The sequence below is a fragment of the Citrobacter sp. wls710 genome (genome assembly GCF_005281115.1).
Lineage (GTDB): Bacteria > Pseudomonadota > Gammaproteobacteria > Enterobacterales > Enterobacteriaceae > Citrobacter > Citrobacter werkmanii.
The window spans coordinates 258,751-273,992 of record NZ_SZXD01000058.1; the positions used below are offsets into that span (position 1 = coordinate 258,751).

The window sequence follows — 15,242 nt, forward strand, 5'->3', positions numbered from 1 at the left end:
TATCAGTAACGAATCTTCGGATCGATAACGGCATACAGCACATCGACAATCGCATTAAACACAATAGTCAGCGTACCGACCAGAATGGTCAGACTCAGCACCAGCGAATAGTCGCGGTTTAAAGCGCCATTCACGAACAGTTGCCCAATGCCCGGCAAACCATAGATTGTTTCAATAACCATTGAGCCGGTAATAATGCCGACAAACGCAGGCCCCATATAAGACAGCACGGGAAGTAACGCAGGCTTTAACGCATGGCGGAAAATAATCCGCCGCATCGGCAGTCCTTTAGCTCGCGCGGTACGAATAAAGTTTGAGTGCAGCACTTCAATCATCGAGCCGCGAGTAATACGGGCGATACTGGCGATATAGGCGAGCGATAACGCCACCATCGGCAGGATCATAAATTTCAACGCCCCGCCGTTCCAGCCACCGCCGGGCAGCCATTTCAACGTTATGGCAAATATCATGACCAATAAGGGAGCGACGACGAAACTGGGGATAACCACCCCGGTCATCGCTACCCCCATTACCGTGTAGTCCCAGCGCGTATTTTGCTTCAGTGCGGCGGTTACCCCAGCGCTAACGCCAACGATCACCGCCAGAATAAAAGCCGCAGCGCCAAGCTTCGCTGACACCGGAAAACTTGAAGCGACAAGGTCGTTAACCGTGTAATCTTTATATTTAAAGGATGGCCCAAAATCGCCATGCGCCAGCTGTTTCAGGTAGCTGAAATACTGTGTGGAGATGGGATCGTTGAGATGATATTTCGCTTCAATATTAGCCAGCACTTCTGGCGGCAATGCGCGTTCACCGGTGAATGGACTACCCGGCGCAAGGCGCATCATAAAGAATGAAATCGTAATAAGAATAAACAGCGTCGGAATCGCTTCCAGACAGCGACGTAATATGAATTTTAACATTGCCCGTACCTTCTGGCGTGTGCCTTTACACCTCTTCTACCCAGATCTTCAGGTAAAGAGGTGTTAATAGTTCGAAGAAAAAGACACTGTGGGGCAAAATGATTGCCCCACGTCTTGCCATTAATGCTTGATAATATACAAGTCTTTTACATGGATATTATCCATCGGGTCTTTACCGGAGTATCCGCCAACCCATGGTTTCACCAGGCGGGCGTTAACATAGTAATAAACCGGTACAATCGCAGAATCTTTATCCAGTTGCTGCTCCGCTTTCGAATACAGCTCACTACGCTGCGCTTCATCAGTCACTTTCAGGGTATCTGCAATCAGCTTGTCAAATGCAGGGCTCTTATAGTGAACGGTGTTGTTCGAGCTGTCGGACAGCACCATATTCAGGAAGGAAGTCGGCTCGTTATAATCCGCACACCAGCCCGCACGCGATACATCATAGTTACCCTGATGGCGCGTATCGAGGAATGTTTTCCATTCCTGGTTTTCCAGCTTGACGTTGGCGCCCAGATTTTTCTTCCAGATAGAAGCTGCGGCGATAGCCAGCTTCTTGTGCAGGTCTGAGGTGTTATACAGCAAGTCAAAGGTCAACGGTTTTTCAGCGGTATAACCGGCTTCAGCCAGCAGTTTTTTCGCTTCTTCGTTGCGTTTTTCCTGTGACCATTTGAACCACTCTGGCTCAACCAGTTTCGCGCCATCGGTGTAAGGAGGGGTAAAGCTATAAGCAGGCAGGTCACCCTGGTTTTTCACTTTGTTGACGATGATGTCACGATCCATCGCCAGCTTCAGAGCCGTACGAACACGAACATCGTTGAACGGTGCTTTCTGGTTGTTGATTTCGTAATAATAGGTGCACAGATACGGGTCAACGTGAACTTCGTTCGGGATCTCTTTTTTCAGTTTCTGGAATAACTCGATCGGCATGTTGTTATAGGTCATGTCGATTTCACCGCTGCGATAGCGGTTAACGTCGGTTACTTCTGAAGAAATTGGCAGATAGGTCACCTGGTTAATAATGGTTTTGGCGTTGTCCCAGTAGTTGGTATTACGCTCAAGCACAATGCGCTCGTTAACCACCCAGTCCTTCAGTTTATACGCGCCGTTAGTGACAATGTTCGCGGGCTGGGTCCACTTATCACCGTATTTTTCTACGGCGGCTTTAGGAACCGGTGAAACGGAAGAGTGCACGAGCAGTTTGTAGAAATAAGGAACAGGTTCGCTCAGGGTGACTTCAAAAGTATGATCGTCAATCGCTTTCACACCGAGATCGGTGACCGGCTTTTTACCGGCGATGATGTCATCAATATTGACGATATGACCGTACTGCAAATAACTGGCGTACGGTGAGGCAGTATTTGGGTTCGCCAAACGTTGCCAGCTATACACAAAATCTTGCGCGGTAACAGGCGTACCGTCAGACCATTTAGCATCTTTACGCAGATGGAATGTCCAGACTTTAAAATCTTTATTATCCCATTTTTCAGCCACGCCCGGCGATGGTTTGCCATCGACATCACTGATTAATAAACCTTCAAACAGGTCCCGGCTAATGTTGGATTCCGGTACACCTTCGATTTTATGTGGATCGAGAGACTGAACTTCCGAACCGTTATTACGCACCAGAGTCTGCTTTTCAGCAAGCTGCACACCCGCTGGCACAACTGCCGCCGTGGCCACATTTCCAGCGATTAGCGCAGTGAGGATCCCCGCAGCGACTAAACTTTTTTTAGTGATGATCGTCATTGTGTTTGTACTCCCTCATTATTATGGCTGGTTTTTTAACCAGACTGTTAATCCTGTCAGGATCCCTGTACGGCACCGGAGATTTTCTGCCGTCAGGTGGTTTATTGTTTTACTGCTTGCTATCACCGACTTTATTTATTCTGGCGATTCGTACGACCGCCTTGCGTCGATTATCTACGTGTCTCCCCTGCCGGAAACACGCTATTACCCTGTTGAGAGAAGGCAACTGAAAATCATTCTCATCAACGTCAATTCTTCTGCCAAATACCTGGCCGGAAAGTACCAAATGCGTTTCTTCACCGCCAATACATTTTACAAATTTGTTAACTAATTCTCTTTTATTAGAAATAAATGTCACTGGCAAAGGCTTGCGAATGAAAACCCATAACAATAAAATATTAATAATCAACGAATTAGCTGATTATCATGGTTGACTCCCCTGTCCGGTCTCAACCCCACGCCAAAATGCACATAAATTTAACAATTGGTTGTTAATTAGCACATTCATCTAAAAAAAACGCTGAAATAACTAATAACATTTCGATAATCCCACAGCAAGCCCCAGAGTATGATGTTAATAAAATAACAGCAATATCGTGCTCACTCTGACGCAGCGCTGAGTGTTATATCCATAAAATCAATGAATAACTAAATCGTTAACCATCAGCATTTTTCATTGTTGTTATGCTGATTATCAACTTTAGTGAGAAGTTTTACTGATAATGAAAGGAAGCGGAGCCTGCAGCGGCTCCGCTTGTACTCAAGAAGGAATATCAGGCAAGCAAACCGGGGAAAATGGATTTGATACCAGTAACAATAAATTCAATCCCTAAGGCCATGAGTAACAGCCCCATAATACGCGTAATGACGTTGATACCCGTTTGGCCCAGCAAGCGCACTAGCCACGGTGCCATGCGAAACAGCCCCCAGCAACACAAGGCAAACAACGCAATCGCGATAAAAAAGCCAAACAGGTTAATTGCACTGTGGTAACGCGTCCCCCAAACGATAGTCGAGCTAATTGCCCCAGGCCCCGCCATCAACGGCAATGCCAACGGCACCACGCCAATGCTTTCACGAATGGCCGTTTCTGATTTTTCCTGTTTGTTCTGCTTATCTTCGCCAAGCTTTCCGCTAATCATCGACATCGCAATGGTCACAACCAGAATACCGCCAGCAATCCTGAACGAATCTATAGAAATACCGAAAAGTTGCAGAATACCGTCCCCCAGGAACAGCGAAGTCCACAGGATGATAGCGACCGACAGATTTGCCGTGAGATTGGTTTTATTTCGCGCAGCCGCAGTTTGATAGCTGGTCATACTGATAAAGACAGGGATGATCCCTACCGGGTTGACCAGGGCAAATAACCCAACAAAAAATTTAAAATAAACAGGAAAATCAAATAGCGTTTGGATCACGGTTAGCTCCGAAGCGTTAGCCGGATAAAATGAGTCATAAAAAGTTATAAAATCCGCGCTGAAGATACGCCTTTTGTCAGCATACTTCACCTCCTATCTGCGTATATCTACGTAAATACGCTACTAATACTTAGTGTTATTAATATGTATTAAATATGCTAATGTGATTAGCATTCACCACACCAATTTTTTAACACTTACCGATAAACGCTAAAAGGGCCTGCTGAAAGGTGTCAGCTTTGCGAAATTTTGATCCAGATCACGCAATTACTACTCAGAAGTGAGTAACCTTGCTTACGTCCCCTGGAGGTAAAGCGTGAGAGTTAACTGGCGCTTGCGTATAAGCTCTTTTAGTAAATCAAGGTAAAGTGGGCGTTAATTAACCGTTTGATTTTCAAACCGTTACACAAATTTTCGTCGGTCTGTCTATACTCTCGTATCGAGCAGATGATTTACTAAAAAAGTTTAACATTATCAGGAGAGCATTATGGCTGTTACTAATGTCGCTGAACTTAACGCACTTGTAGAGCGCGTAAAAAAAGCCCAGCGTGAATATGCCAGTTTCACTCAAGAACAGGTTGACAAAATCTTCCGCGCCGCCGCTCTGGCTGCCGCAGACGCTCGAATCCCTCTCGCGAAAATGGCCGTTGCCGAATCTGGCATGGGCATCGTCGAAGATAAAGTGATTAAAAACCACTTTGCTTCTGAATACATTTACAACGCTTACAAAGATGAAAAAACCTGTGGTGTGCTGTCTGAAGACGACACTTTCGGTACCATTACTATTGCTGAACCGATTGGTATCATCTGCGGTATCGTTCCAACCACTAACCCGACTTCTACTGCTATCTTCAAATCGCTGATCAGCCTGAAGACCCGTAACGCCATCATCTTCTCTCCGCATCCGCGTGCTAAAGATGCCACTAACAAAGCTGCTGACATCGTTCTGCAAGCGGCAATCGCTGCTGGCGCACCGAAAGACTTGATCGGCTGGATCGATCAACCTTCCGTAGAACTGTCTAACGCACTGATGCACCACCCGGACATCAACCTGATCCTTGCGACCGGTGGTCCAGGCATGGTTAAAGCGGCATACAGCTCTGGTAAACCAGCAATCGGCGTAGGCGCAGGTAACACCCCTGTTGTTATCGACGAAACCGCTGATATCAAACGCGCTGTTGCATCTGTTCTGATGTCTAAAACCTTCGACAACGGTGTGATCTGTGCTTCTGAACAGTCTGTTGTCGTGGTTGACTCTGTATATGACGCAGTACGTGAGCGCTTCGCCACACACGGCGGCTACCTGCTGCAGGGCAAAGAGCTGAAAGCTGTTCAGGACGTTATCCTGAAAAATGGCGCGCTGAACGCCGCTATCGTTGGTCAGCCGGCCTACAAAATTGCTGAGCTGGCAGGCTTCTCCGTACCAGAAACCACTAAGATTCTGATCGGTGAAGTTAAGGTTGTTGACGAAAGCGAGCCTTTTGCTCACGAAAAACTGTCTCCGACACTGGCTATGTATCGTGCGAAAGACTTCGAAGACGCAGTGGACAAAGCTGAGAAACTGGTTGCGATGGGCGGTATCGGTCATACCTCTTGCCTGTACACCGACCAGGATAACCAGCCAGAACGCGTTGCTTACTTCGGTCAGATGATGAAAACCGCGCGTATCCTGATCAACACCCCTGCTTCTCAGGGTGGTATCGGTGACCTGTACAACTTCAAACTCGCACCTTCCCTGACTCTGGGTTGTGGTTCCTGGGGTGGTAACTCCATCTCTGAAAACGTTGGTCCTAAGCACCTGATCAACAAGAAAACCGTTGCTAAGCGAGCTGAAAACATGTTGTGGCACAAACTTCCGAAATCTATCTACTTCCGTCGTGGCTCTCTGCCAATCGCGCTGGATGAAGTGATTACTGATGGTCACAAACGTGCGCTGATCGTGACCGACCGCTTCCTGTTCAATAATGGTTATGCTGACCAGATCACCTCTGTGCTGAAAGCGGCTGGCGTTGAAACCGAAGTGTTCTTCGAAGTTGAAGCTGACCCGACTCTGAGCGTTGTGCGCAAAGGCGCTGAGCTGGCTAACTCCTTCAAACCAGACGTGATTATCGCGCTGGGTGGTGGTTCCCCGATGGACGCCGCGAAAATTATGTGGGTTATGTACGAACATCCGGAAACCCACTTCGAAGAACTGGCGCTGCGCTTTATGGACATCCGTAAACGTATCTACAAGTTCCCGAAAATGGGCGTGAAAGCGAAAATGATCGCCGTCACCACCACTTCCGGTACCGGTTCTGAAGTAACACCGTTTGCGGTAGTAACCGACGACGCAACCGGCCAGAAATACCCGCTGGCTGACTACGCGCTGACCCCGGATATGGCGATTGTCGATGCCAACCTGGTGATGGATATGCCGAAGTCCCTGTGTGCGTTCGGTGGTCTGGATGCCGTCACTCACGCTCTGGAAGCTTACGTTTCCGTACTGGCCTCTGAGTTCTCTGACGGTCAGGCTCTGCAGGCGCTGAAACTGCTGAAAGAAAACCTGCCGGCGTCCTACCACGAAGGTTCCAAGAACCCGGTAGCCCGTGAGCGTGTACACAGTGCAGCGACCATCGCCGGTATCGCGTTTGCGAACGCCTTCCTGGGTGTATGTCACTCTATGGCGCACAAGCTGGGTTCTCAGTTCCACATTCCTCACGGTCTGGCGAACGCCCTGCTGATTAGCAACGTTATTCGTTACAACGCGAACGACAACCCGACTAAACAGACAGCATTCAGCCAGTACGACCGTCCTCAGGCACGTCGTCGCTACGCTGAAATCGCTGACCACCTGGGTCTGAGTGCACCGGGCGACCGTACTGCCGCGAAAATCCAGAAACTGCTGGGCTGGCTGGACGAAATCAAAGCTGAACTGGGTATTCCTAAGTCTATCCGTGAAGCTGGCGTGCAGGAAGCTGACTTCCTGGCACACGTTGACAAACTGTCTGAAGATGCGTTTGACGACCAGTGTACTGGTGCTAACCCGCGTTATCCGCTGATTGCTGAGCTGAAGCAGATTCTGCTGGATACCTACTACGGCCGTGAGTACACCGAAGGTGAAACCACTGCTAAGCCTGAAGTAGCAGCTGCACCGAAAGCTGAGAAAAAAGCGAAGAAATCCGCTTAATTCGTTCAGATAAGTTTTAGTCTGACTCTAAACGGTCCCTTTTCGGGACCGTTTTTTTTGTGCCTTACGCTATAAAAATGAGGTAATACCTGACTCGGCCACTTGCGAGATATGGCCTGATGAAGATTACATGCAGGGAAGAAGCCAGAATAGCGTCAGAAGAGCGTGTGACAGGGTAGAGAACTCGTTGCCTACCCTGTGCTTATAAGCGCCCAGAAGCGCATAGGGTTAATCGTGGCTGTGTCGTTCTTGTATTGCCGTCAGAGAGCCTTCAGACTGCGCCTGCTTATAATGCTTACGGCATACCGACACATAGCGCTCGTTTCCGCCTATAACCACCTGCTCGCCCTCGTTAAACGGTCTTCCTGCCTGATCAAGACGTAACACCATGCTGGCCTTACGGCCACAGAAGCAAATAGTTTTTAATTCAACCAGCTTATCTGACCATGCAAGCAGGTATTCACTGCCGCCGAATAGCTCACCACGAAAATCGGTGCGTAAGCCGTAACACAACACGGGAATATCCAGCCGATCGACAACTTCAGATAATTCATAAACCTGTTGTCGCGTCAGAAACTGAGACTCATCAACCAGTACGCAGTGAATTCTTTGCTGCTCATTGTCGGCGCGAATCTCTTCGAACAATGATGAATTTTGGTTAAACAATTTTGCAGGTGACGACAGACCTATACGTGAACTTACTTTTCCAGTGCCAAAACGGTCATCAATTTCCGCTGTATATACAACAGCGCGCATTCCACGCTCTTGATAATTGTACGAAGATTGCAGCAATGCAGTCGACTTACCGGCATTCATTGCAGAATAGTAAAAATATAGCTGTGCCATTGACCGTAGACCCTCATCTGGGGAAATAAATATGGGCTGGATTGTATCATATTTCACGAACATGTCGGTGCAGCGTTGTCCCGAAAGACGTATAAAGGCGCGTACCGACTCGCTCAGTGCCGCCTTAATAACCAGAAAATGCAGGTGCCCTTTATGGGTGGGAGTATGATAGCGCGGCGTCTTAGCCCAAACAGCCGGAGCTGAACCGTATATACACATTCTTTCACAAATAGTGCTCATGAAATTTATCAGTCTCGCTTATCAAGCGTCGACAATTAAGAAACCGTTCCCTTATTGTTATTGAATCTCCCCACCGCCGCCATGTAATAGCGAATTCACGTAAGCAAAACTAATACAAAAGGTTGAAATCACTGCAAAGTGATACTATTTGCACACGATAAAATGTGACCTGAATCTTGAATTTTTACTCTCAGCCGTTGAGAAGCCCCCCCACCAATAAGCCTTTTTTATGCCCAACATCGCTGAGAATTTAAGACAGAGGAATTAATTCTGATACTAAATAAAGCGCAATTTTGAATTCCTTACATTCCTGGCTATTGCACAACTGAAATTATCGCTCTATTATTAGCTCAACAAACCACCCCCAATATAAGTTTGAGATTACTACAATGAGCGAAGCACTTAAAATTCTGAACAACATCCGTACTCTTCGTGCGCAGGCAAGAGAATGTACTCTGGAAACGCTTGAAGAAATGCTGGAAAAATTAGAAGTTGTAGTTAGCGAGCGTCGTGAAGAAGAAAGCGCTGCCGCTGCTGAAGTTGAAGAACGTACTCGTAAACTGCAACAATATCGTGAAATGCTGATTGCTGACGGCATTGATCCGAACGAACTGTTGAATAGCATGGCTGCTGTTAAATCTGGCACCAAAGCTAAACGCGCTGCGCGTCCGGCTAAATATAGCTATGTTGACGAAAACGGTGAAACTAAAACCTGGACTGGCCAGGGTCGTACACCGGCTGTGATCAAAAAAGCGATGGAAGAACAAGGTAAGCAACTGGACGATTTCCTGATCAAGGAATAATTCAGAAATAGTTTGCTTAAAATCCCGCCGCTGGCGGGATTTTTTTTACCTGTACTTCGCATGGCCCCTCCCCGGATTAGGTATAAAAAAACGGCGCTGGATTAACAGCACCGTTCTGACCTGATAATTACTGGTGGTTACTTCTTAATACCCATCTCTTCTTCCAGCCAGGCCTTAAATTCAGCGCCGAGGGTATTATGGCGAATACCATATTCAACGAACGCCTGCATATAGCCCAGTTTATTACCGCAGTCATGGCTTTTGCCCTTCATGTGATAGGCTTCAACCGTTTCTTTTTCAATCAGCATATCGATAGCGTCAGTCAGCTGAATTTCGTCGCCCGCTCCCGGAGGCGTTTTTGCCAGCAGAGGCCAGATATCCGCACTGAGAACATAACGACCCACAACCGCCAAATTAGACGGCGCTACATTAGCTTTCGGCTTTTCAACAACGCCAACCATCGGCACGCTTTCGCCCGGCGCTAATTCAACGCCTTTACAATCCACTACGCCATAAGCGGTAACATCTTCTACGGGTTCAACCATAATCTGGCTGCTGCCAGTTTCATCAAAACGATGAATCATTTCGGCCAGGTTTTCGCGGGATAAATCCGATTCGTATTCATCCAGAATTACGTCTGGCAGGATAACCGCAACCGGTTCATCGCCAACAACAGGGTGTGCGCACAATACTGCGTGTCCCAGACCTTTAGCCAGTCCCTGACGTACCTGCATAATAGTGACATGCGGTGGACAAATAGATTGCACTTCTTCCAGCAGCTGACGTTTTACACGTTTTTCCAGCATAGCTTCTAGCTCAAAGCTGGTATCAAAGTGGTTTTCAATGGAATTTTTAGACGAGTGAGTTACAAGTACAATTTCAGTGATACCCGCAGCAATACATTCGTTTACCACGTACTGAATTAATGGCTTATCAACCAACGGTAGCATCTCTTTCGGGATTGCCTTCGTAGCCGGTAACATCCTGGTTCCTAATCCCGCAACCGGGATAACGGCCTTTTTGACTTTTGAATTAATAGCAGCCATTTAAAACTCTCCTGGACTGTTCATGTATTGAACGTGTTCATCAATCTGTATCGCATCCAAGTATATCAGTACAGCGGTAAGCCTCTGGTCTGAAAAGGACGCACGTCGGTATAATTAAGATAAATACGAATAAATCTGGCGCTGATAGTAGCACTCGCAGCATGAGGGAGGTGAAGCAATTTCATTCCTCCCCCGCTCAATTGTTCATTCTGCAGACAACATCAGGCGCAGGCGACCACCCGCCCCCCAAATTTGGCACTGCCATGACTCGCAGCGCTGGCTCAACTGATTAAGATAGGTATTGCCGAGCGTTCCCAGCGGTACGCCATTGCTGATTTGTACCTGATGGGAACCCGTATTTAATGTCGCATTCAGTCCTGCTGATACCAGAATCAGGTTTTTTAACCCGCTGTGGTAATACCCTACCAGCAAAGGAAACTGGCCGGGTAAATTAGCCTGACGCAGCAAATGGTTCACCTGTTTCAATAACGCACCTAACTCTGGCAACCGCTGATTTTGTTGCGTTAGCTGCTCCTGCAACAAGCCGTTAAATAAGGCTCGCAGTAATAATGCGGCCAGCACGCCATTATCCCCTGCCCGCGTGACATCCAGACAATAAAAAGCAAGGTCGTGATCCGACAGCGGCGCAATATCCAGCACCAGTCCCGGTTGATCGGCGGCAACCAATTGCCGATAGTTTATGCGACATTGTGAAATCACTTGCGATACTGGAGGCTGTAACTCCTGCAGCAGCTTAGCTGCAGCAGCAGGATCGTCCACCATGGCATCCCAGTCGCGAAACAGCCGCTCTTCTTCTTCAACTCGTGAATTGAACATATTAGGATACAGGCACGCAAAAACCGTTTCTCGCAGGCGATTAAGATCCTTCACCGGTTTCAGAAGAACGTCGTCGACACCGAGTCGCAGCGCTTTGGCTATATCAGACATGTTTTCCGTCGCTGAAATCACCAGTATCGGTGTTTGATCGCCCCGATTGCGTAAATACTCAACCAGTTTAAGACCGTTCATTCGCGGCATAGCCAGATCGCAGATCATTAAGTCAGGCGTAAAGTGACCTAGTAAGTCCAGTGCTTCAAGCCCATCGCCGGCCACCGCTGTTGTCGCTCCCAAAGAGGAAAACCATGAGTCCATGAGTGAGCGGAATACCGGCTCATCCTCAACGATAAGAATCTGTTTTCCGACCAATGGCTGCGTCATATTCTCCCCCCTGACTGGCTTTAATAAATAGTGGCATGCTATTGCTACTCACGCCTGTCAGATTTAACTTAAGTATTGATAAAAAGTGCCTAGACGTTGGTCTTCACCAGAGGTAGAAGCTCATCCATTTTCTTCTCAACCGCCAACTGCCCGGCAGCAATTGCTGCACTGGCGCGGTGGAAATCCAGCGTGGATATTTGCGGACAAAACGGCTGAATCAGGATATCAGGCGGGTCGCCAGCCATACGGTTACGTTTCAGACGGTTTTCCAGAACCTGAATAGAGGTCGTCATGATCTCCATCGCCGTCGGCGCGGTCACTGTCCGCCTCGCCGTAATGTTGCTCAGACGCTCTTTCAGACGGCCATGCCATGAGAGTTCGTCAGCGCCATCACCTGATTCAGCATCGCTACTGACGTTGAAGGAGAGTAAATCTTGCTGCATCAGGTGCGCATCGTGTTGCAGATCGACCGCAATAACGATATCGGCGCCCAGCGCACGCGTCAGGGAAACGGGCACGGGATTCACCACCGCGCCATCGACCAACCAGTAGCCATTATGCGCTACGGGGGACATCAGACCAGGAATACTGCAGGATGCCCGGACAGCCAGGTGCAAATCACCTTCGGTGAACCAGAGTTCCCGGCCCGTACTTAAATTGGTTGCAACAGTTGCAAAGCGGCGTGTGCATTGTTCAATCGATTCTACCGGCATGACATTACGGTACTGGTTGAACACCCGTTCTCCGCGCAATAGTCCTCCCCTGCGCCACGAGAGATCCATCAGGCGTAAGACGTCCCAATAACTGAATGAACAAACCCACTGTTCGAGTGCAGGCAATTTATTGCAGGCGTAGGCCGCGCCAACCAGCGAACCAATGGAGCACCCTGCCACAATATCTACATCAATCCCCATATGCTTAAGGGCTTTAATTACGCCAATATGCGACCAGCCGCGCGCAGCGCCGGAACCTAGCGCCAGCCCAATTTTAATTTTTCTCATTGTACGTACAAACTTCCCCTGGCTTGCAGACGTAGCAACATCGCTACCGCTCAGTTAACATAGTGCCACCGTGGCGTTTTTACGCCGTTTTTTTATTCCAGGGAGTACTTTGTGTCTCAGCTTTGTCCCTGTGGTAGCGCTGTCGAGTATAGCCTATGTTGCTACCGTTATGTGTCCGGCGCGCAAGTAGCACCTACGCCGTCACACCTCATGCGTTCTCGTTACTGCGCTTTTGTGATGAAAGACGCAGATTACCTTATCAAGACCTGGCATGCGGACTGCCATGCCGCTGCGTTTCGTGACGACATTATCGCAGGATTTACGCATACCGAATGGCTGGGACTGACCGTTTTTGAGCAACAGACGGTAGATTCAGAAAATATCGGCTACGTCAGTTTTGTCGCGCGGTTTTCTGAACAGGGAAAAACTGGCGCCATTATTGAACGCTCTCGTTTTTTAAAAGAAAACGGTCAGTGGTACTATATAGACGGTACACGCCCTCAAATTGGACGAAACGACACCTGCCCTTGTGGCTCGGGTAAAAAATTTAAGAAGTGCTGCGGCTAGTCAACGCCCGACAGTATCAATTTTGCAAACATTCTCAACAGGATCACCGCTGCAAATGCATTCATTACAACGAAAAGTGCTGCGTACTATTTGCCCGGACCAAAAAGGTCTGATCGCACGCATTACAAATATCTGTTACAAGCATGAATTGAATATCGTGCAGAACAATGAGTTCGTGGACCACCGTACCGGGCGCTTTTTTATGCGTACCGAACTGGAGGGCATTTTTAACGACGTCACGCTGCTTGCCGATCTTGATAGCGCCTTACCCGAAGGATCTATTCGTGAATTAACGCCAGCAGGACGCCGCCGTATCGTCATTTTGGTCACCAAGGAAGCACATTGCCTGGGCGATCTGTTAATGAAAGCGAATTATGGCGGACTGGATGTTGAAATCGCTGCGGTGATCGGCAACCACGAGACGCTGCGTCCTTTGGTTGAGCGCTTTGATATTCCGTTTGAGCTGGTTAGCCACGAGGGTTTAACCCGCGATGAACATGATCAGAAAATGGCCGATGCTATCGACGCGCACCAACCAGACTATGTTGTGCTGGCAAAATATATGCGCGTTCTGACGCCGACCTTTGTTTCACGCTTCCCGAATAAGATTATCAATATTCACCATTCATTCCTGCCGGCGTTTATTGGCGCTCGCCCATACCACCAGGCTTACGAGCGCGGGGTGAAGATCATTGGCGCAACGGCCCACTATGTGAATGATAACCTGGATGAAGGCCCTATCATTATGCAGGACGTAATTCATGTTGATCACACCTACACCGCAGAGGACATGATGCGTGCCGGCCGTGACGTTGAAAAAAATGTATTAAGCCGTGCGCTGTATCAGGTTCTGGCTCAACGCGTTTTTGTTTACGGTAACCGAACGATTATTCTGTAATCGATTGATAATATAATTGGTTACCTTTACATCTTTACGCGTAAAAATCAGGCAACCAGTTCTTTTTTATCAACGGAATACTTTACAGGGGCGCATCATCTGATATGATGCGCCCCGCTTCCAAAGGAAGCAGGCCAGTAATTAGCATTACCCCGTGGTGGGGTTCCCGAGCGATAATAAGGGAGCTGACTGCAAATCTGCCGTCATCGACTTCAAGGTTCGACTCGAGCGATAGTGAGAGAACGTTGCCGCAAGCAACGGCCCGAAGGGTGAGGAGCTTTAGCTCCGAATAATCCTTACCGCTATAGAATGCGAGCAGCATAATGAATTTACCCTGTGGTGGGGTTCCCGAGCGGCCAAAGGGAGCAGACTGTAAATCTGCCGTCATCGACTTCGAAGGTTCGAATCCTTCCCCCACCACCATTCATTCCTGTAGATTCATAAAATTAGTATACCCCTGGTGGGGTTCCCGAGCGGCCAAAGGGAGCAGACTGTAAATCTGCCGTCATCGACTTCGAAGGTTCGAATCCTTCCCCCACCACCATCATTTCCCTGTCGCACTTCAGCAAAATCAAACCTTACTGCACTATATTCTGCCTATGCGGGAAGGATGAGAAGCTTCGATTAAGGTTCGATTCGAGCGTCAGCGAGAAAGCGTTGCCGCAGGCAACGACCCGAAGGGCGAAGCGCGCAGCGCTGAGTCATCCTTCCCCCACCACCATCATTTCCCTGTCGCACTTCAGCAAAATCAAACCTTACTGCACTATATTCTGCCTATGCGGGAAGGATGAGAAGCTTCGATTAAGGTTCGATTCGAGCGTCAGCGAGAAAGCGTTGCCGCAGGCAACGACCCGAAGGGCGAAGCGCGCAGCGCTGAGTCATCCTTCCCCCACCACCATCACTTCATAAAGCATCAACCCCCAATTTAACTGTAATGCCCTATATTCTGCCCATGCTGGAAGGATGAGAATCTTCGACTAAGGTTCGATTCGAGCGTCAGCGAGAAAGCGTTGCCGCAGGCAACGACCCGAAGGGCGAAGCGCGCAGCGCTGAGTCATCCTTCCCCCACCACCATCACTTCATAAAGCATCAACCCCCAATTTAACTGTAATGCCCTATATTCTGCCCATGCTGGAAGGATGAGAATCTTCGACTAAGGTTCGATTCGAGCGTCAGCGAGAAAGCGTTGCCGCAGGCAACGACCCGAAGGGCGAAGCGCGCAGCGCTGAGTCATCCTTCCCCCACCACCATCACTTCATAAAGCATCAACCCCCAATTTAACTGTAATGCCCTATATTCTGCCCATGCTGGAAGGATGAGAATCTTCGACTAAGGTTCGATTCGAGCGTCAGCGAGAAAGC

General features: G+C 48.5%; 11 protein-coding genes, 2 tRNA genes and 6 other RNA genes. 12 read left to right on the forward strand and 7 right to left on the reverse strand.

Annotated elements, in window-relative coordinates:
• Positions 1-2: 2 nt before the first annotated feature.
• The 3 genes from oppB to ychE form a co-directional block, all read right to left on the reverse strand.
• On the reverse strand, positions 3-923 hold the full coding sequence (oppB, locus tag FDX14_RS22775) for an oligopeptide ABC transporter permease OppB (protein ID WP_137350297.1): 921 nt from the start codon (positions 921-923) through the stop codon (positions 3-5).
• 120 nt (positions 924-1,043) lie between these two features.
• Entirely contained in the window at positions 1,044-2,675 is a 1,632-nt protein-coding gene (gene oppA, locus FDX14_RS22780) for an oligopeptide ABC transporter substrate-binding protein OppA (RefSeq protein ID WP_061381233.1), read from the reverse strand.
• A gap of 773 nt (positions 2,676-3,448) precedes the next feature.
• Complete coding sequence (ychE, locus tag FDX14_RS22785) at positions 3,449-4,096, reverse strand: NAAT family transporter YchE (RefSeq protein ID WP_042308505.1); 648 nt, start codon at positions 4,094-4,096, stop codon at positions 3,449-3,451.
• A gap of 487 nt (positions 4,097-4,583) precedes the next feature.
• On the opposite strand from ychE, the gene adhE reads away from it, so the two are divergent.
• Positions 4,584-7,262, forward strand: a complete 2,679-nt coding sequence (adhE, locus tag FDX14_RS22790; protein ID WP_061381232.1) for a bifunctional acetaldehyde-CoA/alcohol dehydrogenase — start codon at positions 4,584-4,586, stop codon at positions 7,260-7,262.
• A gap of 228 nt (positions 7,263-7,490) precedes the next feature.
• Here the strand turns inward: adhE and tdk are convergent, their stop codons facing one another.
• Entirely contained in the window at positions 7,491-8,108 is a 618-nt protein-coding gene (gene tdk / locus FDX14_RS22795) for a thymidine kinase (RefSeq protein ID WP_042308040.1), read from the reverse strand.
• Between the two features lie 629 nt (positions 8,109-8,737).
• Between tdk and hns the strand changes: the two genes are divergently transcribed.
• The gene (hns, locus tag FDX14_RS22800; protein WP_003020723.1) at positions 8,738-9,151 is read left to right on the forward strand and encodes a histone-like nucleoid-structuring protein H-NS; all 414 of its coding nucleotides are present in this window, start codon (positions 8,738-8,740) and stop codon (positions 9,149-9,151) included.
• 137 nt (positions 9,152-9,288) lie between these two features.
• Here the strand turns inward: hns and galU are convergent, their stop codons facing one another.
• From galU to rssA, 3 genes are all read right to left on the reverse strand, one after another.
• Positions 9,289-10,197: a UTP--glucose-1-phosphate uridylyltransferase GalU gene (galU, locus tag FDX14_RS22805; protein ID WP_038641107.1), complete on the reverse strand. Its 909-nt coding sequence runs from the start codon at positions 10,195-10,197 to the stop codon at positions 9,289-9,291.
• Positions 10,198-10,401: 204 nt separating this feature from the next.
• Positions 10,402-11,415: a two-component system response regulator RssB gene (gene rssB, locus FDX14_RS22810; protein WP_038641109.1), complete on the reverse strand. Its 1,014-nt coding sequence runs from the start codon at positions 11,413-11,415 to the stop codon at positions 10,402-10,404.
• Between the two features lie 89 nt (positions 11,416-11,504).
• A complete protein-coding gene (gene rssA, locus FDX14_RS22815; RefSeq protein WP_061381231.1) occupies positions 11,505-12,416 on the reverse strand; it encodes a patatin-like phospholipase RssA in 912 nt (303 codons plus the stop codon).
• A 111-nt stretch (positions 12,417-12,527) separates the two neighbouring features.
• Here rssA and FDX14_RS22820 point away from each other — a divergent pair, with 111 nt between their 5' ends.
• The 10 genes from FDX14_RS22820 to FDX14_RS22865 all read left to right on the forward strand — a co-directional run.
• Positions 12,528-12,983 (forward strand): YchJ family protein, encoded by a 456-nt coding sequence (locus tag FDX14_RS22820; RefSeq protein ID WP_042308037.1) that lies wholly within the window; start codon positions 12,528-12,530, stop codon positions 12,981-12,983.
• Between the two features lie 55 nt (positions 12,984-13,038).
• Entirely contained in the window at positions 13,039-13,881 is an 843-nt protein-coding gene (gene purU, locus FDX14_RS22825; protein ID WP_003020737.1) for a formyltetrahydrofolate deformylase, read from the forward strand.
• A 173-nt stretch (positions 13,882-14,054) separates the two neighbouring features.
• Positions 14,055-14,186, forward strand: a non-coding RNA gene (locus FDX14_RS22830) — RtT sRNA.
• Between the two features lie 33 nt (positions 14,187-14,219).
• Positions 14,220-14,304, forward strand: a tRNA-Tyr gene (locus FDX14_RS22835).
• 36 nt (positions 14,305-14,340) lie between these two features.
• A tRNA-Tyr gene (locus FDX14_RS22840) sits at positions 14,341-14,425 on the forward strand.
• Between the two features lie 45 nt (positions 14,426-14,470).
• A non-coding RNA gene (locus tag FDX14_RS22845) (RtT sRNA) lies at positions 14,471-14,602 on the forward strand.
• A 45-nt stretch (positions 14,603-14,647) separates the two neighbouring features.
• A non-coding RNA gene (locus tag FDX14_RS22850) (RtT sRNA) lies at positions 14,648-14,779 on the forward strand.
• A 45-nt stretch (positions 14,780-14,824) separates the two neighbouring features.
• Positions 14,825-14,955, forward strand: a non-coding RNA gene (locus FDX14_RS22855) — RtT sRNA.
• Between the two features lie 45 nt (positions 14,956-15,000).
• Positions 15,001-15,131: non-coding RNA, RtT sRNA (locus tag FDX14_RS22860), on the forward strand.
• A 45-nt stretch (positions 15,132-15,176) separates the two neighbouring features.
• Positions 15,177-15,242: non-coding RNA, RtT sRNA (locus FDX14_RS22865), on the forward strand; the annotation flags it as partial.

Excerpts from the sequence above, each read along its gene's own strand:
- hns (WP_003020723.1), top strand. The coding sequence starts at position 8,738 with ATGAGCGAAGCACTTAAAATTCTGAACAACATCCGTACTCTTCGTGCG.
- adhE (WP_061381232.1), top strand. The coding sequence starts at position 4,584 with ATGGCTGTTACTAATGTCGCTGAACTTAACGCACTTGTAGAGCGCGTA.
- galU (WP_038641107.1), bottom strand. The coding sequence starts at position 10,197 with ATGGCTGCTATTAATTCAAAAGTCAAAAAGGCCGTTATCCCGGTTGCG.
- oppA (WP_061381233.1), bottom strand. The coding sequence starts at position 2,675 with ATGACGATCATCACTAAAAAAAGTTTAGTCGCTGCGGGGATCCTCACT.
- oppB (WP_137350297.1), bottom strand. The coding sequence starts at position 923 with ATGTTAAAATTCATATTACGTCGCTGTCTGGAAGCGATTCCGACGCTG.
- rssB (WP_038641109.1), bottom strand. The coding sequence starts at position 11,415 with ATGACGCAGCCATTGGTCGGAAAACAGATTCTTATCGTTGAGGATGAG.
- rssA (WP_061381231.1), bottom strand. The coding sequence starts at position 12,416 with ATGAGAAAAATTAAAATTGGGCTGGCGCTAGGTTCCGGCGCTGCGCGC.
- tdk (WP_042308040.1), bottom strand. The coding sequence starts at position 8,108 with ATGGCACAGCTATATTTTTACTATTCTGCAATGAATGCCGGTAAGTCG.
- purU (WP_003020737.1), top strand. The coding sequence starts at position 13,039 with ATGCATTCATTACAACGAAAAGTGCTGCGTACTATTTGCCCGGACCAA.